The 26,853-nt window shown below is 64.6% G+C and carries 19 protein-coding genes and 2 tRNA genes; 10 read left to right on the forward strand and 11 right to left on the reverse strand.

From position 1 onward, the window contains the following. Nucleotides 1-6: 6 nt before the first annotated feature. Nucleotides 7-150 (reverse strand): 50S ribosomal protein L34, encoded by a 144-nt coding sequence (rpmH, locus tag IT779_RS33765; protein ID WP_005516618.1) that lies wholly within the window; start codon nt 148-150, stop codon nt 7-9. Between the two features lie 563 nt (nt 151-713). On the opposite strand from rpmH, the gene dnaA reads away from it, so the two are divergent. From dnaA to IT779_RS33805, 8 genes are all read left to right on the forward strand, one after another. Beyond that, nucleotides 714-2,615, forward strand: coding sequence for a chromosomal replication initiator protein DnaA (dnaA, locus tag IT779_RS33770; RefSeq protein ID WP_196153537.1), 1,902 nt, complete (start codon nt 714-716; stop codon nt 2,613-2,615). 788 nt (nt 2,616-3,403) lie between these two features. After that, complete coding sequence (dnaN, locus tag IT779_RS33775; protein ID WP_196153538.1) at nt 3,404-4,579, forward strand: DNA polymerase III subunit beta; 1,176 nt, start codon at nt 3,404-3,406, stop codon at nt 4,577-4,579. 56 nt (nt 4,580-4,635) lie between these two features. Beyond that, nucleotides 4,636-5,823 carry a DNA replication/repair protein RecF gene (gene recF / locus IT779_RS33780; protein WP_196153539.1) on the forward strand — a complete coding sequence of 396 codons (1,188 nt, stop codon included), beginning with the start codon at nt 4,636-4,638 and terminating at the stop codon, nt 5,821-5,823. A 448-nt stretch (nt 5,824-6,271) separates the two neighbouring features. Then, nucleotides 6,272-6,847 carry a DUF721 family protein gene (locus tag IT779_RS33785; protein WP_196153540.1) on the forward strand — a complete coding sequence of 192 codons (576 nt, stop codon included), beginning with the start codon at nt 6,272-6,274 and terminating at the stop codon, nt 6,845-6,847. Between the two features lie 362 nt (nt 6,848-7,209). Next, on the forward strand, nt 7,210-9,258 hold the full coding sequence (gene gyrB, locus IT779_RS33790) for a DNA topoisomerase (ATP-hydrolyzing) subunit B (protein WP_196153541.1): 2,049 nt from the start codon (nt 7,210-7,212) through the stop codon (nt 9,256-9,258). Nucleotides 9,259-9,309: 51 nt separating this feature from the next. After that, entirely contained in the window at nt 9,310-11,820 is a 2,511-nt protein-coding gene (gyrA, locus tag IT779_RS33795; protein WP_196153542.1) for a DNA gyrase subunit A, read from the forward strand. A 39-nt stretch (nt 11,821-11,859) separates the two neighbouring features. Beyond that, nucleotides 11,860-12,921, forward strand: coding sequence for a DUF3566 domain-containing protein (locus IT779_RS33800; protein ID WP_196153543.1), 1,062 nt, complete (start codon nt 11,860-11,862; stop codon nt 12,919-12,921). Between the two features lie 177 nt (nt 12,922-13,098). Further along, nucleotides 13,099-13,172, forward strand: a tRNA-Ile gene (locus IT779_RS33805). Nucleotides 13,173-13,381: 209 nt separating this feature from the next. Here IT779_RS33805 and IT779_RS33810 read toward each other — a convergent pair. The 4 genes from IT779_RS33810 to IT779_RS33825 are packed head-to-tail and all read right to left on the reverse strand — an operon-like array spanning nt 13,382 to nt 19,284. Beyond that, the gene (locus IT779_RS33810) at nt 13,382-14,758 is read right to left on the reverse strand and encodes a DUF4407 domain-containing protein (RefSeq protein WP_196153544.1); all 1,377 of its coding nucleotides are present in this window, start codon (nt 14,756-14,758) and stop codon (nt 13,382-13,384) included. Further along, the gene (locus IT779_RS33815; RefSeq protein WP_196153545.1) at nt 14,748-16,424 is read right to left on the reverse strand and encodes a hypothetical protein; all 1,677 of its coding nucleotides are present in this window, start codon (nt 16,422-16,424) and stop codon (nt 14,748-14,750) included. The genes IT779_RS33810 and IT779_RS33815 overlap by 11 nt, the downstream gene beginning before the upstream one ends. Then, the gene (locus IT779_RS33820) at nt 16,424-18,493 is read right to left on the reverse strand and encodes a hypothetical protein (RefSeq protein WP_196153546.1); all 2,070 of its coding nucleotides are present in this window, start codon (nt 18,491-18,493) and stop codon (nt 16,424-16,426) included. The genes IT779_RS33815 and IT779_RS33820 overlap by 1 nt, the downstream gene beginning before the upstream one ends. Beyond that, nucleotides 18,493-19,284 (reverse strand): AfsR/SARP family transcriptional regulator, encoded by a 792-nt coding sequence (locus tag IT779_RS33825; protein WP_196153547.1) that lies wholly within the window; start codon nt 19,282-19,284, stop codon nt 18,493-18,495. Before IT779_RS33825 ends, IT779_RS33820 begins: the two co-directional genes overlap by 1 nt. A gap of 362 nt (nt 19,285-19,646) precedes the next feature. Here IT779_RS33825 and IT779_RS38970 point away from each other — a divergent pair, with 362 nt between their 5' ends. Beyond that, nucleotides 19,647-19,913: a DUF397 domain-containing protein gene (locus IT779_RS38970; protein ID WP_332839080.1), complete on the forward strand. Its 267-nt coding sequence runs from the start codon at nt 19,647-19,649 to the stop codon at nt 19,911-19,913. Nucleotides 19,914-20,007: 94 nt separating this feature from the next. Here the strand turns inward: IT779_RS38970 and IT779_RS33835 are convergent, their stop codons facing one another. After that, complete coding sequence (locus IT779_RS33835; RefSeq protein ID WP_196153548.1) at nt 20,008-20,871, reverse strand: helix-turn-helix domain-containing protein; 864 nt, start codon at nt 20,869-20,871, stop codon at nt 20,008-20,010. A gap of 459 nt (nt 20,872-21,330) precedes the next feature. Continuing rightward, the gene (locus tag IT779_RS33840) at nt 21,331-22,554 is read right to left on the reverse strand and encodes an oxygenase MpaB family protein (protein ID WP_196153549.1); all 1,224 of its coding nucleotides are present in this window, start codon (nt 22,552-22,554) and stop codon (nt 21,331-21,333) included. A gap of 420 nt (nt 22,555-22,974) precedes the next feature. On the opposite strand from IT779_RS33840, the gene IT779_RS33845 reads away from it, so the two are divergent. After that, nucleotides 22,975-23,047 (forward strand) — tRNA-Ala (locus tag IT779_RS33845). A 69-nt stretch (nt 23,048-23,116) separates the two neighbouring features. Here IT779_RS33845 and IT779_RS33850 read toward each other — a convergent pair. From IT779_RS33850 to IT779_RS33865, 4 genes are all read right to left on the reverse strand, one after another. Next, nucleotides 23,117-24,226, reverse strand: a complete 1,110-nt coding sequence (locus tag IT779_RS33850) for a tyrosine-type recombinase/integrase (protein ID WP_196153550.1) — start codon at nt 24,224-24,226, stop codon at nt 23,117-23,119. Between the two features lie 229 nt (nt 24,227-24,455). Continuing rightward, on the reverse strand, nt 24,456-25,754 hold the full coding sequence (locus IT779_RS33855; protein ID WP_408637818.1) for an AAA family ATPase: 1,299 nt from the start codon (nt 25,752-25,754) through the stop codon (nt 24,456-24,458). 102 nt (nt 25,755-25,856) lie between these two features. After that, nucleotides 25,857-26,129, reverse strand: coding sequence for a helix-turn-helix transcriptional regulator (locus IT779_RS38975; protein ID WP_332839081.1), 273 nt, complete (start codon nt 26,127-26,129; stop codon nt 25,857-25,859). 303 nt (nt 26,130-26,432) lie between these two features. Beyond that, nucleotides 26,433-26,639 carry a hypothetical protein gene (locus IT779_RS33865; protein ID WP_232542355.1) on the reverse strand — a complete coding sequence of 69 codons (207 nt, stop codon included), beginning with the start codon at nt 26,637-26,639 and terminating at the stop codon, nt 26,433-26,435. Nucleotides 26,640-26,853 lie beyond the last annotated feature (214 nt).

The raw sequence follows: 26,853 nt of genomic DNA on the forward strand, positions 1-26,853 counted from the left end.
CGAGGATCAGGCAGTGAGTTCGGCGCGGCCCTTGCGGCGGCGCGCCGACACGATGGCGCGACCCGCACGGGTGCGCATACGGAGGCGGAAGCCGTGAACCCGCGCCCGACGACGGTTGTTCGGCTGGAACGTCCGCTTGCCCTTGGCCACGGTCAACACTCCTCGAGTTGGTGGGCACCATTGGCGCCCGTAGTTTTTGATAGCGAAAGTCGGTCCTGGCGCACAGTTGGTCAGGAGACCTACACGCGGTCAGCACAAGACCGACACCGCACCAAGGGGTGACTGTACGAGGGTACTGATCTCGTTTCGGGGGGTCAAACTCGGCCCCCCTGGTCCGCGCTCGAGCCGACCGCATGCCCGTCCGATCGTGAGTTCGTCCACACCCCTGTGCGCGTGTCGCCACGCCGCATCGCAGGCATTGCCAGATGATTGCTACAGAACCCCTGGTCGGGGCGGTGCACCGGGCGAATTCACGCACGTTTCACATTTCCCCAGAGTTGTCCACATCTGTGGATAATTGTGTGGAAATACCCCTGGAGTGGCATATTCGTAGGGCCGACGGCACCTCGCCGCCGCCCGGACGGGGGAATCCGAGCAGCGGATGAACCGGCGCTGAAGACCGTACGCGGGGTCACTGTACCGACCACCGACGGTAGATGACCGCACGCCCCGGCCGTCTGCTCCAATCGACCCACTTCCGGGGAGGACATTGCATGGACGACGAGCAGAACGTGTTGGCCACCGTATGGCCGGAGGTGATCGCCGAACTCACCACGGGTTCGGCCGACGGCGCCATCCCCGCGGTGACACGGGCGCAGCAGGCGTGGCTCAAACTGGTCAAGCCGATCACCGTCGCCCAAGGCTTCGCTCTGCTCTCCGTTCCCTCCTCGCTGGCCCAGGAGGCCATCGAACGCGATCTGCGCGAACCGATCCTGCGATCACTCGGCAGGCGGCTCGGTCCACAGGTCGAAGGTCTCGGCGTCCGTATCGCCGCACCAGCGACCCCGACTCAGGAACGCGCGACGGCAGCTCCCCGGCACGCGCGGATGACCAGCAGGCCCGAGCGCACCCGGGAGGCGCCGCGCCCGCCGTTGGCCGAGTACCCCGGTCGCGGCGAGTACGTCGCGTCACGTTACGCCCCCGGTGACTTCCCCACCGGCGACTACCCCGGCCCGCGCGACTACACGCCCGCACCCGAGTATTCGCCGGCACAGGAGTACTCGCCCGCACCCGACTACGCGACCGAATCCCCGTACGCGACCGAGGATTACCCGCCGAACAGCTACCCGCTCGGCGAACGTTCCGAGTACGCGGACCCGATCGACGACGTAGCGCCACCCTCGCGTCGCGACGGTCCGCGACGCGAGCCGGGACCGCCAGGGCAGGAATCGCTTTTCGGTCCCGACACCGGTCCGATGCGCGGCAGGCTGCGCGCGGACGAGGACGACGACGCGCCGACCGGTCCGCCGGAATCGGTGCGCGAACCCGAAGCGACACATCGCGACGACGAACCGGTGGTCAATGTCCGCAACTCCTGGCCGACCTACTTCACCAAGGGGCAGGAGACCCCGGCGGCCGCGCCTTCCTCGGCGAGCCTGAACGCGAAGTACACCTTCGAGACCTTCGTCATCGGTGCGTCGAACCGGTTCGCGCACGCGGCCGCGGTCGCCATCGCGGAGGCGCCCGCCCGCGCGTACAACCCGCTGTTCGTCTGGGGCGCTTCGGGACTCGGCAAAACCCACTTACTACACGCCGCGGGCCACTACGCCCAGCGGCTGTTCCCCGGCATGCGGGTGAAGTACGTCTCCACCGAGGAATTCACCAACGACTTCATCAACAGCCTGCGCGACGACCGCAAGGTCGCGTTCAAGCGCCGCTACCGCGAGACCGACATCCTCCTCGTCGACGACATCCAGTTCATCGAGGGCAAGGAAGGCATCCAGGAGGAGTTCTTCCACACCTTCAACACCCTGCACAACGCGAACAAGCAGATTGTCGTTTCCTCCGACCGTCCGCCGAAACAGCTTGCGACACTTGAGGAAAGGCTACGCACCAGGTTCGAGTGGGGCCTGATCACCGACGTGCAGCCACCCGAGCTCGAGACCCGCATCGCGATCCTGCGCAAGAAGGCGCGCATGGACCGCCTCGACGTGCCGCACGACGTCATGGAGTTGATCGCGAGCCGGGTCGAACGCAATATCCGCGAACTCGAGGGCGCCCTCATCCGGGTCACGGCCTTCGCCTCGCTCAACGGCCAGGCGCTCGACATGTCGCTGGCCGAGGTCGTGTTGCGCGACCTGATGCCGGAGACGGCGGCGCTCGAGATCAACGCGGCCACGATCATGGCCGTGACCGCCGAATACTTCAACACCACCCTCGAAGAGCTGACCGGTCCAGGCAAGGCCCGTCCGCTGGCGCAGGCCAGGCAGATCGCTATGTACCTGTGCCGCGAGCTCACCGACCTGTCGCTGCCCAAGATCGGCCAGGCGTTCGGCCGCGACCACACGACGGTCATGTACGCGGAGAAGAAGGTCCGCAAGGAGATGACCGAGCGGCGTCGCGTCTACGACCAGGTCCAAGAACTCACAGCCCGAATCAAGCAACGTTCGCGCTGAGCTTCGCTAACACCCTCGCACCGCCTCTGACCAGGGGCGGTGCTTTTTTGTGCCCTGTGGATTCCTCGAGGAATTCTTGTGGATTCCTCGAGGAATCCACAGGGTTGTCCACCGATCCGTCCACAGGTCGGTCGAGCGGATCTGTTCACAGGACTCACAGGCCGAATTCCCCAATATCCACAACCAGATTCGTGCACAGGGGCTGACCAGCCAGGTGTCCCAGTTGTGCCTGTGGATTCCTCGAGGAGTCCATGTGGATTCCTCGAGGAATCCACCGGTTGTACACGGGTCTGTGCACATCTGTTGACAACTGGGCGAATGTGGTGGAACAACTCGAGGATGACTCGAGGATGGAGGGTGGATAGATTCGCTGTCTCCACAGCCCCCTCGCGTTCATCCTCGAGTCACCCCACGGTCATCCCCAAGGCGCCATACCCCGTGAGCTGCGCGGACGCGGTCGATCCACAGATTCCACAGCCCCTACTACTACTTCAGTTCTTCTCATTGAAGATGTCTTTTCAAAACAGGGTGTGTGGAAAGTCGGTCGGAACGCGTCGGCTCGGCGGCGGGCTCCGTCCACAGGCAAGGAGGAAGCGAGTCGGTCATCGCACGACGGACCGCTCGGTCCGGCCGGACAGCGGGTCGGACTATGTCCTGGCGCGCTACGCGGGTACGGTTTGATGTCGGTCGTCCATGTCAGACTGCACCGGCGGGCGATACAGCACTTCTCGACGAGAACCACGCTGAAGCCGACACGGATCACGGAACTGGGAGAGGACATTCGGGCGATGGAGCTTGCAAGCATGAAGTTTCGGGTCGCCCGAGAAGATTTCGCCGACTCCGTCGCCTGGGTCGCGCGCAGTCTCCCCTCGCGCCCGCCCGTACCGGTTCTCGGCGGCGTCCTGCTCGTCGCCGGTGAGGAAGGGCTCACCGTCTCCGGCTTCGACTACGAGGTCTCCGCGCAGGTGCGGGTCGCGGCCGAGGTCGCCGGACCGGGCGAGGTGCTGGTCTCCGGGCGGCTGCTCGCCGATATCACCAAGGCGCTGTCCAACAAGCCGGTCGACGTCTCGGTCGACGGCACCCGCGTGCTGATCAGCTGCGGCAGTGCGAAGTTCTCGCTGCCCACCATGCCGGTCGAGGATTATCCACAGCTGCCCGAGGTGCCCCAGCAGTCCGGTGAACTGGGTGTCGACGTCTTCTCCGAGGCCGTCGCCCAGGTCGCCGTCGCCGCGGGCCGCGACGACACACTCCCCATGCTCACCGGCATCAGGGTCGAGATCGAGGGCTCGCGCGTCGTGCTCGCCGCCACCGACCGTTTCCGGCTCGCGGTGCGCCACATCGAGTGGAAGCCCGCCGACAACGACATCGAGACCTCGGTGCTCATTCCGGCGCGCACGCTGTCCGAGGCCGCCAAGACCCTCGGCCCCTCCGACGCGCCGGTCCAGCTCTCGCTCGGCAGCGGCGCGGGAGCCGACGGCCTGCTCGGGATCGTGAACGCCGGTCGCCGCACCACCACCCGCCTGCTCGACGCGGAATTCCCCAAGTTCCGCCAGTTGCTCCCCAAGGAGCACACCTCCATCGCGACCCTCACGGTGTCGGCGCTCACCGAGGCCATCAAGCGCGTCGCGCTGGTCGCCGAGCGCGGCGCCCAGGTGCGTCTGGAATTCTCCGACGAGGGCCTGCTGCTCGCGGCGGGCGGTGAGGACGCCGGCCGCGCCGAGGAATGGCTCGAGGCGGATTTCCGCGGCGAACCGCTCACCATCGCCTTCAATCCCGGCTATCTGCTCGACGGCCTGTCCGCGCTGCACGCCGACCGGGTCACCTTCGGATTCACCACGCCGAGTCGCCCGGCCGTCCTGCTGCCCTCGGGCGAGGTCGAGCCGGAGGCGCTCGAGTCCGGTGCGTTCGCGGCGCTGGCGAGCCCGTATATCTACCTGCTGATGCCGGTTCGGCTGCCGGGCTGAGCGGCCCTGTGCAGCAACGGGTTCCGGCGCACTCGTCCGCGATCGGGTAGGCGCGCGTGTTCATTCGTGCGCTGTCGCTGCGCGACTTCCGCTCGTGGGAGCAGGCTGAATTCGAGTTATCCACAGGGCGAACGGTTTTCCTGGGGGCGAACGGCAACGGCAAGACCAATCTGCTGGAGGCCGCGGGCTATCTGTCCACACTCGGCTCCCACCGGGTATCCGCCGACGCTCCGCTGATCAGGATGGGCGCCGAGCGCGCGCGGATCGGCGCAACGGTCGTGAACACCGGTCGTGAACTGCGCGTGGATCTGGAACTCAACCAGGGCAGCGCCAATCGCGCGCAGATCAACAGGTCTCCTGCCCGGCGGCCGCGCGACATCCTGGGGATTCTGCACACGGTGCTGTTCGCGCCGGAGGACCTGGCGCTGGTGCGCGGCGATCCCGGCGAACGTCGACGGTTCCTCGACGAGTTGTGCACAGCCCGATTACCCAGACTCGCGGCCGTGCGCGCGGACTACGACCGGGTGCTCAAGCAGCGTTCGGCCCTGTTGAAAACCGCTGGGCGACAAGCGAGGTCGTCGGGTGACCTGAGCACGCTGGACGTGTGGGACGGCCATCTCGCCGAACACGCGGCCGTGCTGTTGGCCCAGCGCCTGCGCCTGGTCCACGACCTGTATCCCCATCTGGCACAGGCGTATCGGTCGATAGCGCCGGAATCGAGGCCCGCCGCGATCGGTTACCGCAGTTCGTATCTGCCGCCGGAGTTCCTCGACCCGGCGCGCGAACCGGGCGAGGGCGACGCGGCGGACCTGGGGGCGATCGTGTTGGCCGAGTTGGGGGCCGCGAGGCCGAGGGAACTCGAACGCGGGGTCTGTCTGGTCGGCCCGCACCGCGACGATCTGGAGCTGATCCTCGGGGACGCGCCCGCGAAGGGTTTCGCCAGTCACGGTGAGTCCTGGTCCTTCGCTCTCGCGCTGCGCCTCGGCGCGTTCGAACTGCTGCGCACGACCGGCGCCGAACCGGTGCTGCTGCTCGACGATGTGTTCGCCGAACTGGATCGGCGCCGCAGGCGCGCGCTGGCCGAGGTGGCGGCGACGGCCGAACAGGTGTTGATAACCGCCGCCGTGCCCGAGGATGTGCCCGCGGAGTTGGATGCGACGCCGATACCCGTGGAGATGTCGGGCGACCCGGCCCATCGCGTCTCCCGCATCGCCGAATTCGGCCCGGCGGGCCTGTCGGAGTGACATGTGCGAATCTATGCACAGAAATCACCGGAGTTATCCACATCTGGGGATGGATTGCGCGCCACCCACAGCATCTAGTGCCCGAATCGCGGAATTCGCCGCCGCGCAGACGTCGACGACACACATCGGCCACCACGACGCGCGGGTCGCGGGCCCGATTCTGTCGGCCCGGTCCCGTAAAGTCGGCCCGGTGTTCGACCGTATCCGGTTATCCACAGCCGCTGTGGATAACTCGGTTCGCGTCTTGGATCGCGCGAGGTCGAGTAGCACGGCGGGCGCATCGGGCGGTGTGCCGAATTCCACCGGTGACCGGCTCGAACGTATGTTCGATAGAGTAAGTTCGGCGAATGCGTCACCTCGGATTTCGGTGATTCGTGACCGGCGAGCGCCTGTGGATAACCGGGTGGAACTGGGGGCAACTCCCAGGTGTGGGCGAACGGAGCGAACGATGACCGATCAGTCGGAGCGGGCTGTGGGATCAGCGGAGTCGGGGCGCCCCGGCGCGGAACCGGAACTGCGCGGCATCGATCTGGCCCGCCGCGCCCTGGAAGAGGCTCGCGCGGCCGCCAAGGCGAGCGGTAAATCGGTCGGGCAGGGCCGCGCGTCGCCGCGACGGCTGCGGACCGGCGCCCGCAGGCGCACCGGATGGTCGGGTGCGCGACCCGACGATCGCGATCCCCAGTTGTTGTTCAGCCTGGCGGGCGCGATCGCGAAGAATCGCGGATGGTCGGGCAAGGTCGCCGAGGGGATGGTCTTCGGGCGCTGGGCCGTCGTCGTCGGCGAGGACATCGCCTCGCACGCCACGCCGGTCGCCCTCGCCAACGGCGTGCTGAGCATCGCGGCCGAGTCCACCGCCTGGGCCACCCAGTTGCGCATGTTGCAGAAGCAGATCCTCGCGAAGATCAACGCGGCGGTCGGCCATGGCGTGGTGACCTCGCTCAAGATCACCGGACCCGCCGCGCCGAGTTGGCGCAAGGGGGAGCGGCACATCAAAGGGCGCGGACCACGGGATACGTACGGCTGAGCCGCGCGGTTCCGCGGTGTCCGACAGAAGGTTCGGTGCGGTTTCACGTGGAACGGCGGCCCGGGGTCGCCTCGGCTCGGCTAGTGCGGCCTGAGGGCTCGGAGGCGTTGATCAAACCTCGTTCCGGCTGACCGGACTCGTCGCCGGTCGATTTCTCGCAGCCACGGAGCCGTCAGGGGTGTCGTAGGTGCATTGTGATTCGGCCTTACCAGTAGGATGGTGGAGTAACTAGCGGCGAACCTTCGGCGCGTCGGCACAGCACGCGCGTGGATCCCTGTTTTTCTCACATCGGAATCTCGGGCTCCACCTGTGCTCGTCCCTTCGCCGCGCCGGGATCAGCAAGTAAGGAGAGCTACCGACCAGTGGCTGCCAAGGACTCCAACGAATCGGGCTCGACCAAAGCGACATCCGGTAAGCAGGACTACGGTGCTTCCTCCATCACGGTCCTCGAAGGGCTCGAAGCGGTTCGCAAGCGCCCCGGCATGTACATCGGTTCCACCGGTGAGCGCGGCCTGCATCATCTGATCTGGGAAGTGGTCGACAACTCCGTCGACGAGGCGATGGCGGGATACGCCACCAAGGTCGAGGTCACCCTGCTCGCCGACGGCGGCGTCGAGGTCGTAGACGACGGTCGCGGCATTCCCACGGGGATGCACGCCCAGGGCGTGCCGACCATCGAGGTCGTCATGACCCAGCTGCACGCGGGCGGCAAGTTCGACTCCGACTCCTACGCGGTGTCCGGCGGTCTGCACGGTGTCGGCATCTCCGTGGTCAACGCGCTGTCCACGACCCTGGAAGCCGAGATCGACCACGACGGCTACCACTGGACCCAGCAGTACAAGGACGCGAAGCCGGGCAAGCTGATCCAGGGCGAGGCCACCGACCGGACCGGTACCACCATCCGGTTCTGGGCCGACCCGGACGTCTTCGAGACCACCGTCTACAACTTCGAGACGGTTTCGCGCCGCCTACAAGAGATGGCGTTCCTGAACAAGGGACTCACCATCAAACTCACCGACGAGCGGGTCAGCCGGTCCGAGGTCACCGACGAGGTGGTCAGCGAGACCGCCGAGGCGCCCAAGCACGCCGACGCGCCCGCCGAGCAGGCCGAGCACAAGGTCAAGACCAGGACCTACCACTACCCGGGCGGTCTGGAGGAGTTCGTCCGCCACATCAACCGGACCAAGCAGCCGATCCACAATTCCGTGGTCGGGTTCACTGGCAAGGGCACCGGGCACGAGCTCGAGGTCGCCATGCAGTGGAATTCCGGCTATTCGGAATCCGTGCACACCTTCGCCAACACCATCAACACCCACGAGGGCGGCACGCACGAGGAGGGCTTCCGCGCGGCGCTGACCACGGTGGTCAACAAGTACGCCAAGGACAAGAAGCTCATCAAGGACAAGGACGGCAACCTCACCGGCGACGACATCCGCGAGGGGCTGGCCGCCATCGTGAGCGTCAAGGTCGGCGAGCCGCAGTTCGAGGGTCAGACCAAGACCAAGCTGGGCAACACCGAGGTCAAGTCGTTCGTCCAGAAGACCTGCAACGAGCACCTGACGCACTGGTTCGAGGCCAATCCGGCCGACGCGAAGACCATCGTGAACAAGGCGGTGTCCTCGGCGCAGGCGCGGGTGGCCGCGCGTAAGGCGCGCGAACTGGTGCGCCGCAAGTCCGCGACCGATCTCGGCGGCCTGCCCGGCAAGCTCGCCGACTGCCGGTCCAAGGATCCGGCCAAGTCCGAGATCTACATCGTTGAGGGCGACTCGGCGGGTGGCTCGGCGAAATCCGGCCGCGACTCGATGTATCAGGCGATCCTCCCGCTGCGCGGCAAGATCATCAACGTCGAGAAGGCGCGCATCGACCGCGTGCTGAAGAACAACGAGGTCCAGTCGATCATCACGGCCTTCGGCACCGGCATCCACGACGAGTTCGACATCGCCAAGCTGCGCTATCACAAGATCGTGCTGATGGCCGACGCCGACGTCGACGGCCAGCACATCTCGACCCTGCTGCTGACCCTGCTGTTCCGTTTCATGCGGCCGTTGATCGAGGACAGGCACGTCTACCTCGCGCAGCCGCCGTTGTACAAGCTGAAGTGGATGCGCACCGATCCCGAGTTCGCCTACTCCGATCGCGAACGCGACGGTCTGCTCGAGGCCGGTCTCGCCGCGGGCAAGAAGATCAACAAGGAGGACGGCGTCCAGCGGTACAAGGGTCTGGGTGAGATGAACGCCAAGGAACTGTGGGAGACCACCATGGATCCGTCGGTGCGGGTGCTTCGTCAGGTGACGCTGGACGACGCGGCCGCCGCCGACGAGCTGTTCTCCGTGCTGATGGGCGAGGACGTCGAGGCGCGTCGCAGCTTCATCACCCGCAATGCCAAGGACGTTCGCTTCCTCGACGTGTAGCCGGCGTGCGCACGCAGTCCACGTCACGCCAGGCCATTTAAGGAGACCCCCATGACCGAGACAACGCTGCCTCCGAACGGCGGCGCGGGCGACCGGATCGAACCGGTCGACATCCAGAACGAGATGCAGAGCAGCTACATCGATTACGCGATGAGCGTGATCGTCGGCCGTGCGCTGCCCGATGTGCGCGACGGCCTCAAGCCGGTGCACCGGCGCGTGCTCTACGCGATGTACGACAACGGCTACCGGCCCGACCGCGGTTACGTGAAGGCCGCGCGCCCGGTCGCCGAGACGATGGGTAACTACCATCCGCACGGCGACGCGTCGATCTACGACACCCTCGTGCGCATGGCGCAGCCGTGGTCGCTGCGCTACCCGCTGGTGGACGGGCAGGGCAACTTCGGTTCCCGCGGCAACGACGGCGCCGCCGCCATGCGCTACACCGAATGCCGCCTGACGCCGCTGGCGATGGAACTGCTGCGCGAGATCGATCACGAGACGGTCGATTTCACGCCGAACTACGACGGCCGCTCCCAGGAGCCGGTGGTTCTCCCCAGCCGGGTGCCGAACCTGTTGATGAACGGGTCCAACGGCATCGCGGTCGGCATGGCCACCAATATCCCGCCGCACAACCTGCGTGAACTCGCCGAGGCGATCTACTGGGCGCTGGACAACCACGACGCCGACGAGGAGTCCACGCTCGCGGCATGCATGGAGCGGGTCAAGGGCCCGGACTTCCCGACGCACGGGCTGATCGTCGGTGGGCAGGGCATCCACGACGCGTACACGACGGGGCGCGGTTCGATCCGGATGCGCGGCGTGGTCGAGATCGAGGAGGACAGTCGCGGTCGTACCACGATCGTCATCACCGAACTGCCCTACCAGGTCAACACCGACAACTTCATCAACTCGATCGCCGAGCAGGTCAAGGACGGCAAGATCGCGGGTATCTCCGATATCCACGACGAATCCTCCGACCGCGCGGGCATGCGGATCGTGGTGACGGTCAAACGCGACGCCGTCGCCAAGGTGGTGCTGAACAACCTCTACAAGCACACCCAGCTGCAGACCAGTTTCGGCGCGAACATGCTGTCCATCGTGGACGGTGTGCCGCGCACGCTGCGCCTGGATCAGATGATCCGGCTCTACGTCGCACACCAGTTGGACGTGATCGTCCGGCGCACCAGGTACCTGCTGCGCAAGGCCGAGGAACGCGCCCACATCCTGCGCGGCCTGGTCAAGGCGCTCGACGCGCTGGACGAGGTCATCGCCCTGATCCGGCGTTCGGCCAACACCGACACCGCGCGCACCGGCCTCATGCAGCTGCTCGACATCGACGAGATCCAGGCCACCGCGATCCTCGACATGCAGCTGCGCCGCCTCTCGGCGTTGGAGCGGCAGAAGATCGTCGACGAACTCGCCAAGATCGAGGCCGAGATCGCCGACCTCAAGGACATCCTGGAGAAGCCGGAGCGCCAGCGCGCGATCGTGCGCGACGAACTGGCCGAGATCGTCGAGAAGTACGGCGACGACCGGCGCACCAGGATCATCGCCGCCGACGGCGACGTGGCCGACGAGGACCTGATCGCCCGCGAGGACGTGGTGGTCACCATCACCGAGACCGGTTACGCCAAGCGCACCAAGACCGACCTGTACCGCTCACAGAAGCGCGGCGGCAAGGGCGTGCAGGGCGCGGGTCTCAAACAGGACGACATCGTCAAGCACTTCTTCGTCAGCTCGACTCACGACTGGCTGCTGTTCTTCACCAACAAGGGCCGCGTCTACCGCGCCAAGGCGTACGAGCTGCCCGAGGCCAACCGCACCGCGCGCGGTCAGCACGTGGCCAACCTGCTCGCCTTCCAGCCCGACGAGCGGATCGCGCAGATCATCCAGATCAAGTCCTACGACGACGCGCCCTACCTGGTGCTCGCCACCAAGAACGGCCTGGTGAAGAAGTCGAAGCTCACCGATTTCGACTCCAACCGCAGCGGCGGCATCGTCGCGGTGAACCTGCGCGACGAGGACGAACTGGTCGGCGCGGTGCTCTGCTCGGCCGAGGACGATCTGCTGCTCGTCTCCGCGCAGGGTCAGTCGATCCGATTCTCGGCCACCGACGAGGCGCTGCGTCCGATGGGCCGCGCCACCTCCGGTGTGCAGGGCATGCGGTTCAACGCCGACGACGAACTGCTCTCGCTCAACGTGGTGCGTCCCGACACCTACCTGCTGGTGGCGACCTCGGGCGGCTATTCCAAGCGCACCGCGATCGAGGAGTACACGGCGCAGGGACGCGGCGGTAAAGGCGTACTGACTATCCAGTTCGACGCCAAGCGTGGCACCCTGGTCGGTGCGTTGATCGTCGATGACGACGACGAGCTCTACGCGATCACATCCGGCGGCGGCGTCATCCGTACGGCGGCGCGGCAAGTTCGCAAGGCCGGACGTCAAACCAAGGGCGTGCGATTGATGAACCTGGCCGATGGCGATACCTTGCTTGCGATCGCGCGCAACGCCGACGAGCCCGAGCTCGGCGGCGATGACGACACCGGTTCCCCCGAGCAGTAACCCACCAGCGGCGGCAAAGAACGGATCTGAGGATTCCCATTGACCACTCCGAATCAGCCGAATGACGAGCGGCAGCACACGAACGGCGTGACCGAACGGATCGCACCGTCCCCGATTCCGCCGCGGCCGATCCCAAGGCCGGTCTCCTCGGCGGACAACGGGCAGCCGGGGACGGGAAACCAGGCGCCGCATGGCTCCGCGCCCCAAGTTGGCCAGCCGCACGAATCCACGGGCAAACAGGGCGAATTCGGGTCGAAGCCGCCGGAGCAGCCCAAGGGCGCGCCGGAGAACTTCGACCAGGCCACCGTGCGGATGAGCAATAACCAGGGCGAACCGCCCAAACCGCCCGAAAGCGGCGACAAGCCGCCGCAGGGCGGCCCGCAATTCCAGGACGGGTGGTCGCAGCTGCCGCAGCGGGAGCCGCAGTCCAACCTGTACCGACCCGGTCAGGCGCCGGTCACCGGCAGGCCCGCGGGCGCGGTCGGGCTCAACGGCGGTGTCACCAACGCGCGCACCACCGCCGACCTGGCGGCCAAAGCGGCGCGCAAAGAAGCGGCGATGGTGAAATCCGTCGGCATCGACGGCCCAACCCGCAGCATCGCGCGCCCCGAACTGATCAAGGACATGCCCGACCTGTCCGACATCAGGCACCCGCTGCCGCCCGGCGACCACATCGGCCACACCGCGCCGCCACCCATCTCGCCCGCGGTCCCCGTCGCGGTCGCGGCGGCCGCCGCCGGTGAACCGCTGCGCGCCACCGTCCAGATCCGCCGCATCGACCCGTGGTCGACGCTGAAGATCTCCCTGGTGATCAGCGTCGCCCTGTTCTTCGTGTGGATGCTCGCCGTCGGCCTGCTCTACATCGTCCTCGAAGGCATGGGCGTGTGGGAACGCCTGAACAACACCTTCACCGACATGGTCTCCCAGGACAGCGGCTCCGCGGGCCTCATCGACGCGGGCACCGTCTTCGGCTACGCGGGCGTCGTCGGCCTCATCAACGTCGTCCTGTTCACCGCCCTCGGCACCGTTGGCACCTTCATCTACAACCAGTGCTGCGACCTCGTCGGCGGTATCCAGGTCACCCTGGCCGACCCCGACTAGTCCCCGCTCGACCACGAAGGTCGGCCCCGCCATCCCGGCGGCGCCGACCTTCGTCCTTTCCCCACCCGAATACCCCGCTACCAGCCGTTTTGGTCGATGCCAGTGGTGTCGGGTAATCTCTTCCCTCGGCGGGTTCGAGTCGAAATTCCGGAATAGTCGACATCGAATGCGCACCACGGGCCTATAGCTCAGGCGGTTAGAGCGCTTCGCTGATAACGAAGAGGTCGGAGGTTCAAGTCCTCCTAGGCCCACTTCACTCGTAGGCGGCTCATGCTCATGGAGGCATGAGCCGTTCTCGTTTCGTCGTGTTTTGTGGGGGCGCAGCCCCCACGCCCCACCCGGAGGGCTTCGCCCCCGGACCCCCGATCTTGTGGTTGCGTGGGTGGTTTGTGGCAGTTCTTCTCCGCCGTGACTGGGCTTCGCCCTTTGAGGGTGAAGCCCAGTCTTTGTGGTGCGGGGATCAGGCGGGGGTGGCTGTGGGGTATGCGGTGTGGTGGTCGTCGTCTTCGTCGATTTCCAACTGCATTGCCAAGCGGTCGATTTCGTCGGCGAGTTCGGCTTCCCTGCGGGCGTTGGCCGAGCGTTCGGCCTCGGCGATCGAGCGTCTGTTCTCACGCAATTCCTGCTCGATCGCCTCGCGGCCGATATCGGCGTCCGCTCCTTCCCTCGACTCGCGAACACTCAAGCGGCGGCTGAAGGACTGTTTGGAGGCTTCCAGTCGCTGCGAGACGATGGCGTCGTAAGCGGTGGTGCCGCCGAAAGCCTTTGCGAGAACCGGTAGACAGTCCACTGCGATCAGCAGAGCCGCGAGCAGCCAGTGGGCGACCTTGATCTCGAAATTCTCGTCGGACAGCCTGCTCAGGGCGTGCAGGTCATCGAGGATGCCGCGGCTGCTGAGATTGTCCTTCTTCTCGGCGAGCTTCCTGCCGATCTCCGCGGTGACATTCCCCGTGTACCGTTCCTGGGCGGCGGACACCTCCCCGGTGAGGGTGACGATCTTGCGCTGCAAAGAGATCAGGTCGGTGCGCAGCTGATCGATATGGTTCTCGGTGCGGAACCGGGCGGCGGCAGCGCGATTGTTCAGGCACAGTTCGCCCTCGCCCTTGTCGCCGCTGACCCCAGGCCCCGGGGTGCCGGAGCACTCGTCGCGCGCCAGCCGCTCCAAGTTGGACAGTTCGGCGTTCAACGCGTCGAGGGAGGTCTTGGATTGCGACTCGGTGCTTTTGGCATTGGTGAGTTCGATGACGAGCGCCTGTGGATTGTCGGCGACATTCAGGTTGAACCCCGCGCAGTTGTCCGGCGCCGTGACCGAACCGTCGGTCGAACTGCATGCCCGCAGGCGGCTCTCGTACTGATCCAGCTGTGCTTTGCGATCCTCGCGTATCTCCACGTCGATCGAAGGTTTGAACACCCACAGCACGAGTGGTTCCGCGATGATGAAGCCGAGCAGCAGCGAGACGACGAACCGCGGAAAGAACATTCCCCACTTGGATCTGTTGGTCGCGCCGTGGGTGCTCGAGATCAACCAGCTGTCGAAGGTCAGGATCAGGTAACCCCAGAACAAGCCTGCGGGAGCGAGCAGAATCCACCAGCCGCCCGCGAGGCCTGCCAGGCCGACCATCAGTGAAAAGCCCGCCATGATCGCGGTATTGAGCACGATCGCGCCGAGCAGGGTGTAGCGCTTCCGCTCTTCCGGTACCCAGTCGAGCAGTGATTCCCGGACACCGATGAGGGAACGCAACTTGCGCCCACGGCCCGGCCGGTCAGCGGTGACCGGACGTACCAGATCGAGTTCCAGGTCGAAATCGAGGGGTAACGCGGCCGTCTCAGTGCTCATCCTCTTCCCTCAGCTCTGGGTCGTCCATATCTCGCGACTCCGATCGGACGGTTTCGGTGGTGGTATCCACCACTTCGATATTCGTGAATTCCTCGAGGTCCGACATCTCCGGGTGGTTCGACAACGCGGTCTGCACCAGATGTTCGATGGCCATCGTGTCTATCGCGCCGCGATCGGCGAGTTTTCTGATTATCTCGATCTGTACCGCGAGTTTCTGGTTGCGCTCGGTGGCGGCCAGGTCGATCTGCTTGTGTTCGATCTTCCACCGTTCGGCGCGGTCCAGCCGCTCGGCTTCCCAACGCCGGGTCTCCGCGAGTGCTTCGCGTTCGCGTCCGTGCTCGAGCGAGGCGTGGTCTCGTTCGCGTGCGCGGCGCACCTCTTCGCGCGCGAATTCGCGTTCGGCGTTCTTGGCGGCGTTTTCCTCTTGACGTTCCGCGGCAGCCAGGTCGATCTGTTTGTGTTCGATCTTCCACTGCTCGTCGCGGTCCAGCCGTTCGGCTTCCCAGCGGCGCTTTTCCCCGAGAGCCTCGCGTTCTTGTCCGCTTTCGAGCGAGGCGTGGTCTCGTTCGCGTGCGCGGCGCAGCTCTTCCCGTGCGAATTCGCGTTCGGCGTTCTTGGCGGCATGTTCTCGGTCGCGTTCAGCGGCGGCCAGGTCGATTTGCTTGTGTTCGATCTTCCACTGCTCGTCGCGGTCCAGCCGTTCGGCTTCCCAGCGGCGAGTTTCCGCGAGTGCTTCGCGTTCGTGTCCGCGTTCGAGCGACGCCTGTTCCCATTCCTGTGCTCGGCGCAACTCCTGCTGGGCGTACTCGCGTTCCACCTGCTCCTGTCGCAGCATTTCGTCGGCGAATTCCTTCGCGCTCACCTCGCCCGCCGCATAGGCGTACTTGAGCGCATCCACGGGATTGTTCCCGATCTCGCGCTGCTGTTCGAACTGGTAGCGCTGATAGTCCCTGGTATTCGCGTCGAGTGTGAAGGAATGCCGCTGTGAGCGGATTTCTTCTTGTTGTTCGTAGTCCGTCGCCGCGCTGCGCATGAGCTGGCTGCGATGTTGCCGGTCGAAGTCGATGTAGTGTCTGCCCGCTTGGTCACGGAGGGTGCGCTGATAATTCCCCACACTCGGGGGAGTCAGTACCTCGACACTTTCCAACTCCGTCTTCACGCCGAGATAGACCGGCGGTGACGCCATCGCGTACGCGGTGACCTGGGCACTGATCTTCCTCCGGGCCAGATTGATCTCGGTGAGGTCGTAGTCGAGTCCGAGTTCGAAGATCCGCCGGTGTTTCCGTACGTATGCCTTCAGCACACTGCCGAGATCGTGGGTACCGCCGCGAACGACCTGCACGGCGTCGTTGACCGTGCACGTGAAGGTGACCTGGAGTTGGAACGCGTCCGCGTCCTTCGACGGGATCTCGATCCGCACCGGCACCTGCACATCGCGGGATATATCGACGAGGCTGACATGTGTGGCCTCGAGCACGGTGTCCGAGTCCATGGTCAAGGCGCCGTTGTCGAGTTGGTAGTCATTTCCTATCCGATAGACCAGGCGGTGGTTGGAACCGCCCTGTGGAATATCGTCCAGCGAGCGTGTCCGTTTGGGTCCCAAGAACTTCTTCGACGGCACCGGTTCGAGCGTCCGTTGCGCCACCACCGGATATGCGGCACTCATCAGATATCCCCTTCTGCAAATCTGCGAACATCGGCAACAAATGCGCGCATGAGTACGTTGACTTTGCTGTCCGCGTTCTTCGGATTGTCCAACACCACTCGGTTGAAATCCGTGGCGAAAGATTTCGACTTGGTCCCCGGAAGTCGTTGCCCGAACTTCTCGGCCAATATGCGCAGGACTCGATCGTAGTCGTCCTCATGCTGCGTTATGTCTTTGAATATTATTCTGAACAGCAACAGTGCGACCCGGCGTGACGGCCGGTTCTCGAGCGATGCCACCCACATGTCGGCAATGCCGTCCATATTGTCGTGGTGGTGGACTATGTACTGAGCCAGCGGCCTGCGCGACGTGTACTTGTCATAGGCGGTCAGCATGCGCATCGCGATGTATTTGGAATGCATGCGTGACCTGCTGTTCGCGCCGGGTCGGTCGAATTTCTCTATTCGCGTCACGATCATATTCACGGCGAAAGCCGGATTCGCGTTCTCACGTACCAGGGTCGCGAACAGTTCCGGCAACGCGTTGGCGGCATCGCCGGTCACGGTATGCGACTGTGTGCTCAACTGCCACAGCCTGTTCGCCGCGTCGTGCGGGAACCGGACGCCGATATGTCCGCTGAACGCCCTGGCCGCGGTCGACCGCTGATATTGATCACCTCTGGTGATCCAATCGGTCGCGATACGAAGGACCATGGGGGCGAGTCGATCCTCGTACACCATGGCGGTGAGTACCCAGATCGCGGCGTTCTGGCCGTTGATGCCGCGCCGACCCATCGACCACGGGTGGATGATCTCGAGAACCTCGCCCATATCGACCTCGCTCAAGGCCGCGAGACCGAGAGCGATGGACAGCTCCCCGGCGTCGACCGCGTCATCGAGCCAGCGCCGCACCGGATTCCACAGGCCGTGGCTGTCGTAGCGTTCCCACAGCGCGCGCACCACGTGCCGCTGGTAGCCGGGCACCGCGAAATCGAAAGCGTCCCGCATCCCGATGTCGGTGGCGATGTCACGCCGCACGATCAGGCCTCCCGGTTCGACGATTTCCGAGCGGACCTGCTCCATCGTGTCGCTGCTCTCCGCGGTCGGCTCCTCGTTCGGCGCCTTCTCCTCCAACCTGAACTCGAGGGCGCCGAGCATGCTCTCGTAGGTGCGCGCGGGCGCACCGAGGGTGAACGCCATGGTCGTGATCTGTGCGATACGACGACGATTCGGGAGGTTGTCGAACCAGGCGCGTACCGCCTCGGCGGCCTTCGCGTCCAAATGCTGGACAGCCTCGGACACCGGTGCGCCGTCATCGATACGTCGCGCGAGCGCTGCGACATCCTCGACGCGGACGACGTCGGCCAACGGTTCGTCCAGGAGCTCGAATTCGCTGTCCGACAGTTCCACCGACAAGCGTTCCCGCAGCACCTCGTTCATATCCGGGGCAAGCCAGTCGCCGACGCGGAATTCCGGGGGCACTCCCGATGGCACGGTGGCGGTGGTGACGACCAGGCACGCGTCGACCTCGGCGAGTCTGTCCCGCACCACCCGCCAGCTGAATCCGCCATCGGTTCCGCTGTCGCCCGCGTGATCGATCAGCGCGTAGCCCCGCCCCTCGTCGTAGGTTCGTTTCGCCAGTTCCGTACCGCTCAGTCGGGGTGAGAGCAGCACGATCCGGTTGTCGCCGACCGCTTCGCGCAACAGGTGCAGTGCGGCGGTGCGCTTTCCCTGGCCGGTCGTTCCGGTGAGAAAGATCAGCCGTTCGGCGTCGAGTGTTTTCGCTGCCTCCGCGAACCGGGGAGGCGGGACGAAACCCACATCGAGGTCGGCGAGATCGGACTCCGAGATCCGGCCGGTGGCCCGAGCGTTGCCGCCGCCCGCGCCGCCGTTGTCGTAGCCGAAATTGGCGGATCCGAAATTCGCCGAAGATATGTAGTTGTATACCGCCTTATCGGCTCTTGTCGGCTGTTCTTCCCACAGCTTCTTGCTGTGCTCGCCGGCCGGTCCGCCTGCGGATTTTCCGCGCTCCTCTGCTCCGGCCTCCTTGTCTTCCGTATCGTTGTCGGTATCGGTGGATTTTTCTGTCACTAGCCCGCCCCACGCTGATCGAATCCGAAATTGACGTAACCACCGCTGACGTTGACGGAATCCATTCTGGTCCTGACGATCTGCTGCGGCCTCAGCGCTTTCTCCTCGGATTTTTCGCGCTGGGGCGCGGGAGATTCTTGCACGAACTCCTCCTGCTGTTCCGCCTCGGGGCGGTAGGGTCCGCCGATAAAGGGTTCGACGACGGGGCCGAGGTCGGCCGCTTCGGAAAGTATTCGACTCTGCAGGTTTCGCATATTCTGCGTGACATCTATGTTCATCTCTTTCAGATGCCGAAAATGGTCTCGGTATACGTCGAGCGCCTGGATCGGATTTCCGTCGTAGTACAGTGCGCTCATATAGAGGCCGGTCGTGCGCGTATCCGTCGGATCCTGTTCGTATATCCGTTCCAGATCACGCAGACGGCGGCTGCCACGACCACTTCGGACCTCCAGTTGATTGAACTGGATCTCGAGTCGCCGGTACTGCTTGACCAAACTCGATCGATACTCTTCGACGAGATTCCCGGCGAGACCTTCCAGCGGTTCACCGTGTCGCAGTTCGAGTGCGGCCAGCAACAGATCCCGTTGTTCGGTGCCGCGAACTTCCTCCGAGCGGGCGGCTATCCGTGCCAGCCGGTGCACGTCGATGGCATCGGGCGGCACCCTGAGCTTGCGCATTCCGTTCCTGCTGTCGTACGCCTGCGTCAGCCCGAGCGCGGTCAGGACCGCGCGAAGCTCTTTCGCCACCTCGTCGAGTCGGGCGTTCGGGTCGGCGGGCGGGTCGTCCCACACCCATTCGGTCACCGTCGATTTGGGGACCGGATGGCCCGCCGAGCGCAGCAGTCCCACGAGTAGGCGCTGGGTGCGCGGAGTTCCGAGATCTATTTCGACCGACCCGCGCCAGGCTCGAAACGGTCCGAGTAGTTGAAAACTCACTGGTTCGGCAATGGCCGGTATTTCGGGCATTCGGCAATTCCTCCATTCCATGACCTATCGACCGCGTCCGTCTGTGTGAACCCGGTCGCGCACCCGGTGGTGCACCCGGTGACGCCCGGTGGACGTCCGGTTCTCACCCCGCCGATCCGCCCTGATCAGAGGGGTCTTCTTGCTCTCGTCCGCAGCAGTGCACAACTGCCCGACCAGAGGAGAAAAAGGTGTCCGGTATCAGCAAGGGAAATGAGTCGGCCGAATTCCGGAAGAGCAGCTACAGCGAGTTCGGAGATTGCGTGGAGATCACGCGCTGGAACGGCATGATCGGAGTACGTGATTCGAAGGATCCCGGCGGCCCGGTGCTGTGGTTCACGCAGACGGAATGGGATGCATTCCAATACGGAGTCGTCGCCGGTGAGTTCGGATTCGGGAACCGTGCGATCCGGTGGATCAGCGCCCTGGTCCGAGTGATGCTCGGCGTCATTCTCTGACCGCCCACGGTGGTGCTCACCTCCCCTCTCGGCGAGCACCACCGCCGCGGCTTTCGCCGGTCAGCATTCCATTATCAGATGTCTCCTCGATATCTCAGTCCATCGCGCGGTATTCTGCGGCGAGTTCACCGAGGAAGTCCCCGGCTTCGGAGTCGAACAGGGCCATCTGTGTCAATAGGGCCCAGCGGTTGTCATAGGCTTCGACTTCCTCGCGGCCGCGCACCTCGACGCGGGCGTGCACGGTTTCCACGGTCGCCTCGTGCAGATCGTCGCGGGTGTAGAGGGCGAATCCGTGGGTGAGCACCGTCGTCGCACGCGCGCGCAAGGGGATCACGCCGACCGTGACATTGCCGAGGGTGGACAGATGCGCGATCCGGTCGAGTTGGACCGCGAGCATCTTCCCGGTATCGGGCCGCCACCGCAGTGCGGCTTCGGTTATCAGGAATTCGTAAGTCCTGTTGTCCTCGTACATTTCGATCTGGCGGTCCATGCGCGCCGCGACCGCCGCGGCATGGTCGGCCTCGCTCATCGGCACGCGGAGTAGTCGGAAGACATGCCTGGCGTAGTCCGGTGTCTGGAGCAGGCCAGGCACCACCGAGGTCTGGAAGACGCGCACCTTGTGCGCCTGGCATTCCTGATGCAGGACATCGTTCTGGAGGTGGCCCTTTCCCGCGAGTTCCGTACGCCACGGATGCGCCTCGGTGTGCGCGGCCTTCGTCATGCTCGTGAGGCGCCGCTGGATGTCGTCGGGTAGCCCCAGTTCACGACTCCAGGCCTCCACCTCCGGCAAAGACGGCACTGTGCTTCCGTTCTCGATACGCGAAACCTTCGACTGGCTGACGCCGATCCGCTGCGCGAGAACACGTCCCGATACGCCGGCGAGATCGCGTAACCCGCGCAACTCCGCGGCTAGCTCACAGCGACGCGGATACGCCACGGTAGGGTCAACCGGTTTCATCGCGGGCTCCTTCGCGTCTGTGATTCGAAGTCTACCGCTTTGATTCGTTTTGATTCAACATACATCGGCTCGTTCGGCTTCGGTAGTCGATCGAACGAATGACACCGATGCGCGCGGGCCACGCCGAAGCGATCGGATGCGAGCGGCCGAAGGCAGGTAAATTTGTTGTGCTGCAACGGGAATCATGGCACACCGGTGGAAGGCGGGGGCCGGAACGCCGTGTGTCCGGGGCCGGGACCACGAAATCGTCGCGGTGTGGGCTATTCGGATCATTGGCCGGCTACACGTGTGTGGATGAGGTGATGCGGTCGCGAATCACGAGTACCCACTCATCGATCGATTTGAGCGCCAGCGGGTTTCGCTGTCGACGGCACACCAGGGGCCGGCACGATGGCTAACTGCTGGAAACCTGATGGGTCCTGACAGAGGGGAGGGAGGCGCCCGCCATCCGGCCGAATTTCAGCTCGTCCGGTCGAGTTTCGGGGCGGACGCTCCGATGGTGGCGCTCGTTTCGCCGATGAGGCGGTGCAGGAATGCTTCCTGTTCGCGGCGGCCCTGGATTTCGGCGCGGTCGCGGCCGCCGGGGGCGAGGTGGAGGTACGCGCTGCGGGTGAGGTTGAGGGGGATACGCAAGGCGGGGTACCACGGCGGGACGTAGGCGGGCAGGCCGAGGGTCCGCATGGCTTTGGGGCCGAGGAAGGCGCTGGTCACCGAGAGATGCTGGGAGCGGGCGATTCGGCCGCGGAAGGCGGGGAAATTCGGGTACGACCAGGTGAGGGGGTCGTCGGCCATGGGGAGGGCGAGTTGGCGGCTGGTGTCGTCGGGGTTGGTGATCGCGGTGAGGCAGTGGTGCAGGATGGCGACGCCGTCGCGGAAACTCGTCGGCAGCCACTGGTCTTCGACGCCGATCAGCCAGCCGACGTAGCGGGTGAGGTGGGCGGCGGCGACGGTGTCGGCGCGGGAGGGGACGATGCCGAGTGCGAGGCCGCCTACGAGGGGTGCCAGCAGGGCGCCGACAAGTGTTGCGGCCATATCGGTTTGGTTGATCGGTAGACCCCATTCGTCGGTGCGCCAATCCGGCATGTTCGCGACGTGGCGGCGAACCAGGGAATGGATGAGTCGCACGTGCAGAGTGGAGCGGTAGCCGAGGCCGAAACGTCGCATGCCGTTCTCGGAGGACACGTCCATCGCCCACTGCAAGGTTTCCGCGAAGCGCCGGGCCGGTCCCTTCTCCAGCGCGCCGGTGCGGATCAGGGTCTTGTTGAAGCCGGACGCGAGGTAGCCGCCGAGGAAGGACACGTCGCGAGCGAAATACAGGCCGTCGGAACCGCCGGACCGGAACAGACGCTCGCCGTGTCGAAGTAGGTCCTGATCCACCCACGCGGGGGTGTTCTCGACCATGGTGAAGAACTCGCGCAGAGGTCGCGGCGCGTCCGGGATGCTGTCGATTCCTGAGCCGAGCGCCCGCTCGAACAGCGGGCGGGTGGTGGCCATGCCCTCGGCGTACATCCATTCGACCAGGGTGTCCATCGGTTCGTCGCCGACCAGCAGCGAGGTGCCGAGCAGGTCCCAGCGTTCGCGGGACGGTTTCCCGATCCCGAGGAGCATCGCGAAGGGGCCGAGTCCTGGAGCTTTGCGCGGGCGGTCGGGGTGGCGGCTCGGGATTGTCGCTGACGTGGTCATCGGGTTCCTCGTCGAAGGCGGTCGTGCGCTGGGGCGGCGGCACGACGATGCGGACCGTGACGCGGCTCCTGGCCGCATCTGTGCAACAAGTATGTAATCGGTGTCTCATCCAGTCAATATCTTTGGCAATACTTCTTGCCAGACTTTCGGGTCCTCCTGAAAATGGCGCTGACCAGCGGTGTTGACGATGTCGCAGACGAACGGCTACTTTATGTCGGCAACAAAAGTCGACGAATGGGATGAACACGGCCACGCGGGCCTCGCGCCTCGACACCCGAAGATCCCAGTAGGGTGGGACGTATGAAGATTCTTCTCACGGTCGGAGTCGCAGTCCTGGTCCTCATCGGAATCACCAAGCTGCGCAAGCGTGAAGACGCGGACCTCTGGCACGAGGTAACCACCCGCTGACTCTCGCGACACGGGGCCTTAGCTCAATTGGCAGAGCACTGCCTTTGCAAGGCAGGGGTTAGGGGTTCGATTCCCCTAGGCTCCACTTGTGACCAGCGGAACGCTGGTCTTCGGTCGCCGGACTTCGGTCCGGTGACACGGAAATGACACGGATTCAGCTCGCGAACCGGTCCAAGGCGCGCGTGAAATCCGCCACTTCGGTCGGCTTGTCCGCGTAGTGCTTGCGCACGATCTCCCCGCCGTCAGAGTGGCCGAGTTGGCGCGCTGCTTGTTGGTCGCCGTACTCGTCCGACAGCAGCGTTGCGACGGTCTTGCGGAAGGTCTTGCCGGTGATCCAAGTGAACTCGGTTCCGCGGGCTTGCCGCCAGGTGCGCCGGAAGTTGTGCGGGTCACGGACGCCGCCCTTGCGGTCGGGGAACACCAGATCGAGTTCGTTCGCTGTGGCGTCGACTTGCAGCCGTAGCAGGGTATCGACCACAAAGCGGGGGAGCCGCACCGTTCGATACCCGGCGTCGGTCTTCGTCCATTCCTGCCGATGCAGTCCCTTCGCGCTGTTACGAACGATCGTGCCGCTGATGGTGAGTTCGGGAACCGTGGCGGCAAGGTTGATGTCGCGCCACCGAATCGCGAGCACTTCGCCGGGACGTGCACCCGTGGCAAGAGCCACATCGGCGATATCGAGAATCGCTCGGCTGCGCCTGGGGCCGCTTGTGTAGGCGGGTGTGCCGTCTATCGCCTTGCCGGACAACCACGTCTCCAGTTGCGCACGAAGCGCGTTCAAGGTTTCGAGGTTCGCTGCGCGTGGCTTGTCCCGCCGCTTGCGAATCTTCGCGACATCACGGACGGGGTTCTGGTCGAGCGCGTCATGCCGGACGGCAAGCCCCATCATCCCGGACAGAATCACCCGGTGACGGCTCGCCTTCTCCTTGCCGACCAGCGCAACGGCCTTGATGTGCTGGTCCAACCGTGAAGTCGTGGCTTCCTGCACGCGGACGCCGCCGATCGCGGACTTGATTTTGATCGTGCCTTTGCGTGCTCGCCTGTCCGTGGACACGTCGATCTCGTCGCGGTACAGGTCGATGGTCTGTTGAGACACTCCATCCTCGAATCCGAGTTCGGCAAGCCACAGGTCCGCCAACTCGGCCAACGTGGTGTCTCTGGTGATCGCGTTGTCCCGGTAGTGGCTTCGGTTGGCGAGCTTGTCTTTCAGGTGCGACTCGGCGCGTGCCCTGGTCGGTCCGAATGCCTGGACGGGGCGCGTCACGCCGTCGTCGTCGCGGAAGCGGGTTGCGGCTCGCCACGACCCGTTCGCCTGCTGCTTGGCGCTGATCCTGCCGTAGGTGCCGAGCGCGAGCGGCTGTCTTGCCATGTGCTGTTCTCTGTTCTCCTGTGTGCGTGATGGATTCGGATATGAACCCGCTACATAGGTTCCCTTACATGTCCGACAAATGCCGGTCGAACGGTAAGACGCAGTGACTATCGACCGTCTTCTATTAGGCCGCGGATTCCGTGGGCCAGCGCTTTTCGTTTTTCTGTCGCACCCACACCTTGAATACGGTCCGTGTGCGCTTGTCATTCCACCCGAGGCGAGGTCGTGCGTCTCGTGCGGAAGTCGGCGGGGGATTTAGCGCGTCCATTGCGGCTATGTCCGCTGCGGAGGCAGAATTTTCCTGTTCAATGCGCACGGAGGGATCTGGCGCGCGAATCTCTCCCCGGAGCGAATCCCCGTCCGGGGACAGGATGAACTTTCCCGCGTAGGGCTCGCGATTACCAACCGAACAGTTCGCTCGGAGTCCCCCGTGACGGTCCTTGTTTATCGTCAGACGGGCGCTACCACCTTTGCCGGGTGTGAAAGCGGCGTCGATTGTGACACGAAGTGCGACACCGCCGACAGCTCGTTTCTTGGCGATAGTGCCGCCCGCACCGTACGAACGTGATGCTTCGCCCTTGGCGAGATGGTCGATCGCGACGACACATGCGCCTGTCCTGACCAACGGCTTGATTACCCGTCGATGGCAGTTCGTGAACTCGTCTGCGGAGTTACTGTTGCCGCCGAACATCGGAACCAATTCGCCCACGCTGTCGATGATGACCAGGGTAGGTCGCCAGTCCGCTACGTCAGCGATGATCGCGAGCAGGTTTGCGACGTCCTCCGGCTCGACGTATCGGAGGCGGTTCTGATCAGTGACCACCTCGCGCGGGGCTCCCATCGTGATCAACCGACTTCCCGCCGGTAGCGGCCCATTGTGGTCGAGGTCGAGACGCAGCACACGCCCCCCGGCTGCGAGTTTCTGAACCGTCGCGTAGTCGGTGAGCAGCGTCTTGCCGGTTTCCGGGTCACCGAACACGACGTTGTACTGCCCCCGGTAGAACAATCCGATTCCATCGCCGCGCCGACATACCTCCGGCAGTATCAATGCCGGAACTTCGCCGCTCAGCACTGCGGCCATGTCGACATACAGGGGCTTCATCGACTCGTCAGGGATCGGACTTTCGTGGACCGCATCGGACGGTTGCGTGTCAGTCGTGCGCGGTTCGGAAATGATTGCTGAGCTGCGGATTTCCTCAGCGGGTTGCAACCCGTCTATAGGGAACGGTTGCAACTCGCCTGTGTTCGCGTGCTCTGCCCTGCTGATGGACTGCGCCGTCAGCAGGGCGGAATATGCCCCGCTCCCGTGCTGTCGCTCAAACGCGGCTTGCCTCTCAAGCTGTGCACGACAATTCGCGCAACTGGGAAGGTGGGACCGGTGACGGTCGCAATTGATGACTGGAATTTGTTCGGACTCGCCCACTGTGGTGATGATCTTTCACCCCTGCAACCTCTTCGGTTGCGATACGTGAATAATTCAGGATTGTCCGGTGGGCAGGTCGAGCGCTCGCCGGAAAATTTGATGTCAGGCTGCGTGTCGGCTGTTCTGGCGCTGTGCGTTCTCCCACTCGATAACGTCCGGGAGCCAGTAGCGCGTGTGGCGTCCTATCTGGACACCGCGCGGACCTTTTCCGCGCGTCGCCCACGCGGCAAGAGTGCGGGGCGGCAATTTGAGGCGCTCGGCGAGTTCGTTTCGAGTCAGCCAGGTATCGGTGTGTGGTTGCGCTTCCACGTCTTTGTGTCTCCCATCGCGTTCGTTTTGAACGCTTTTGCGCTGAGTAGGGCAATCATGACACATGGCGCAAAATGTCAATCTGCAAAACCCCAGGTCAGCCGGGGGTGAAGCGTCAACTAGAAAAAGTGTGACCTATTTAACACTGCTTCGGTGTCGTTCGGAGGCTCATATGTCGGTGGTGTGTGGTAACGGCGGTTGGCGCGATGGCCCTGACCAGGTACTTTGTCACCGGGTCGCCGCGCGGGTCGCCCTCAATTGGCGTTCTTGGACTACGTAAACGTGTACTTCGTCATCATTCTCGAAAAAGTGCCACAGTGAGCCCGAGAAGGGTCAGAACCAGAACGACAAGCACGATTTCGGCCATTCTTACAAGCGTCCGACGTCGAGATCGGCCACCGGCCATCTGTGGCCGCGCGGGTAGCGGTGCACGGGTGTTATCAGCGAGCAGGCGTCTGTGATGAACACGCGCCAAGGCTCGGCGTGCTCGTAGGCGGGTACCACGACCGCGGTCGCGCCGTATTCGGCGAGGTGCTGCGCGATCACCATCGACGCCACAAGCGGCCGAGCACTCATGGTCACGGTGGATACAAGCCGGTACCCGTGCCGGTTGGCTAGTGCTCGGAGGTCGGTTCTGCGCAACGGCACGCCCCGCCGAACCAGGGTCAAGTCCAAATGTGTGGTGTAGCGGGGTGATCGCCGCGTGACCCTGTTCGGTCAGGCGGTCAGTGCTGGGGTGGTGTCCTCCTGTTCGGTGGGGTCGAGGGCGGCGCGTGAGCGGGTCAGGACG

Source organism: Nocardia bovistercoris, assembly GCF_015674855.1.
In the GTDB taxonomy this organism is placed as follows: domain Bacteria; phylum Actinomycetota; class Actinomycetes; order Mycobacteriales; family Mycobacteriaceae; genus Nocardia; species Nocardia bovistercoris.

Excerpts from the sequence above, each read along its gene's own strand:
- IT779_RS33785 (WP_196153540.1), top strand. The coding sequence starts at position 6,272 with ATGACCGATCAGTCGGAGCGGGCTGTGGGATCAGCGGAGTCGGGGCGC.
- gyrA (WP_196153542.1), top strand. The coding sequence starts at position 9,310 with ATGACCGAGACAACGCTGCCTCCGAACGGCGGCGCGGGCGACCGGATC.
- IT779_RS38975 (WP_332839081.1), bottom strand. The coding sequence starts at position 26,129 with ATGTGTCATGATTGCCCTACTCAGCGCAAAAGCGTTCAAAACGAACGC.
- IT779_RS33815 (WP_196153545.1), bottom strand. The coding sequence starts at position 16,424 with ATGAGTGCCGCATATCCGGTGGTGGCGCAACGGACGCTCGAACCGGTG.
- IT779_RS33840 (WP_196153549.1), bottom strand. The coding sequence starts at position 22,554 with ATGACCACGTCAGCGACAATCCCGAGCCGCCACCCCGACCGCCCGCGC.
- IT779_RS33865 (WP_232542355.1), bottom strand. The coding sequence starts at position 26,639 with ATGAGTGCTCGGCCGCTTGTGGCGTCGATGGTGATCGCGCAGCACCTC.
- IT779_RS33810 (WP_196153544.1), bottom strand. The coding sequence starts at position 14,758 with ATGAGCACTGAGACGGCCGCGTTACCCCTCGATTTCGACCTGGAACTC.
- dnaA (WP_196153537.1), top strand. The coding sequence starts at position 714 with ATGGACGACGAGCAGAACGTGTTGGCCACCGTATGGCCGGAGGTGATC.
- dnaN (WP_196153538.1), top strand. The coding sequence starts at position 3,404 with ATGGAGCTTGCAAGCATGAAGTTTCGGGTCGCCCGAGAAGATTTCGCC.
- IT779_RS33835 (WP_196153548.1), bottom strand. The coding sequence starts at position 20,871 with ATGAAACCGGTTGACCCTACCGTGGCGTATCCGCGTCGCTGTGAGCTA.